The sequence below is a fragment of the Nostoc sp. CCY 9925 genome (genome assembly GCF_963920935.1).
Classification (GTDB): domain Bacteria; phylum Cyanobacteriota; class Cyanobacteriia; order Cyanobacteriales; family Nostocaceae; genus Nostoc.
The window spans coordinates 1-1,440 of sequence record NZ_CAWUDO010000273.1; the positions used below are offsets into that span (position 1 = coordinate 1).

A 1,440-nucleotide genomic window follows, 5' to 3' on the forward strand; every position below is an offset into this window, starting at 1 on the left:
ACATTTTCAGATCTGTTTTAATTTTTATTAGTAAATAAGATGCGGCCGCCCTGGGAGGCGAACCATTAACAGTCTTTGAACTAATTACAGCCAGCTATGCTGCTGATAATCTTAACTTGCGGGATGAATGGTTTGGTAATAGTCAAGAAGGGATTGAAGGTATTCAAGCTCATCTTAGAAAACAAGGTTTGTTACGTGAAGTTCAACCTACTGAGTTTTTACAAGGGCTAACGCTGCTGTACTCTTTGGAAAAACGCCAGCAAGACTTAAAAGCTGGTAAAACTGGTAAGCAAATAACAGGTGTGACTGCCAAGCGCGAAGCAGTTCTATCTTTACCTGTAGATGCTTTTCAAAAATGGAAACAACCTCTTATGCAAGGTTACTGGAAAGCAGCTAAATTCTTACGTCAGTGAATCCTTTTTCTCAACTGGTGATTTACCTTACCGCACTCAACTTATTCCTCTTGCCGCAGCCATGGCATTGCTGGGCGATCGCTGGCTGGAACCGAGAGTTTACGAAAAAATTGCTCGTTGGTTCTGGTGCGGTATCCTTGGCGAATTGTACGGCGGGGCAGTTGAAACCCGTATGGCTTTGGATATTCAACAGCTTATCGACTGGATTGAGGACGGTAAGGAAGAACCTTCAACTGTTCGGGATGCTAACTTTCAACCTGCGCGTTTAGGTAGTTTGCGTTCTCGAACTAGTGCTGCATATAAAGGTGTTAATGCTTTAATTCAGCGTGAGGGTGCTAAAGACTTTTTCTGGAAGTCCACTATTCGGGATCTAGGCGAAAATGACTGGGAAGAATGCAGACTCGATATTCATCATATTTTCCCGAAGAGTTGGTGTGACAAGCAGGGCATTCCTGCATCTCGCTATAACTCTATTCTCAACAAGACTCCCATATCATATAAAGCAAACCGCATGATTGGCGGTAAGGCTCCGAGTGAGTATCTGATTCAGCTTCAACAGCATAAAAATGTTCAGCTTGATGATACAGGTATGGATGCAATTCTAGCGACACACCAAATTGATCCATTACCACTGCGAAAGGATGACTTCGAGGAATTCATGGTAACGCGCCAGCGTATGATACTTACCAAAATTGAGGCTGCTATGGGCAAGCCTGTATTAGCGGGGGATGATTCGCCATTTAACGATGTTGTAGATGAAGACGAGTAATCAAAAAAATTAATTAACTTAGCAACATGACCTACTGGCTATTTCAAGGCAATCCCAAGTACTACCTCATCATCGATGGCATCCGCGACTTTGAACAGATGCCTTGGTTGGCTACGCGCTATGCCAAAGATATGGCTGCTAGTCATCGAGTGCTGAGAGGGAGCAACGCGATTTTGTGAGGTTGGGCGAAAAAGGTGCGATCGCTAAAAACTAGCTTCAGTACAATATAAATATTTACAACAAGTAAGACAGTATTAA

3 protein-coding genes are annotated in these 1,440 nt (G+C 43.1%); all 3 read left to right on the forward strand.

Features of this window, described 5'->3' with window-relative positions:
- Positions 1-116: 116 nt before the first annotated feature.
- The 3 genes from ACM0OY_RS40345 (at position 117) to ACM0OY_RS40355 (ending at position 1,361) form a co-directional block, all read left to right on the forward strand.
- Positions 117-413, forward strand: coding sequence for a hypothetical protein (locus ACM0OY_RS40345; protein WP_414574289.1), 297 nt, complete (start codon positions 117-119; stop codon positions 411-413).
- A 61-nt stretch (positions 414-474) separates the two neighbouring features.
- Positions 475-1,182: a hypothetical protein gene (locus ACM0OY_RS40350; protein WP_414574290.1), complete on the forward strand. Its 708-nt coding sequence runs from the start codon at positions 475-477 to the stop codon at positions 1,180-1,182.
- Between the two features lie 26 nt (positions 1,183-1,208).
- Positions 1,209-1,361: a hypothetical protein gene (locus ACM0OY_RS40355; RefSeq protein ID WP_414574291.1), complete on the forward strand. Its 153-nt coding sequence runs from the start codon at positions 1,209-1,211 to the stop codon at positions 1,359-1,361.
- Positions 1,362-1,440 lie beyond the last annotated feature (79 nt).

What these genes read in the sequence shown, in the direction of transcription:
- ACM0OY_RS40350 (WP_414574290.1), top strand. Translation starts at nt 475, where the DNA reads ATGGCATTGCTGGGCGATCGCTGGCTGGAACCGAGAGTTTACGAAAAA.
- ACM0OY_RS40355 (WP_414574291.1), top strand. Translation starts at nt 1,209, where the DNA reads ATGACCTACTGGCTATTTCAAGGCAATCCCAAGTACTACCTCATCATC.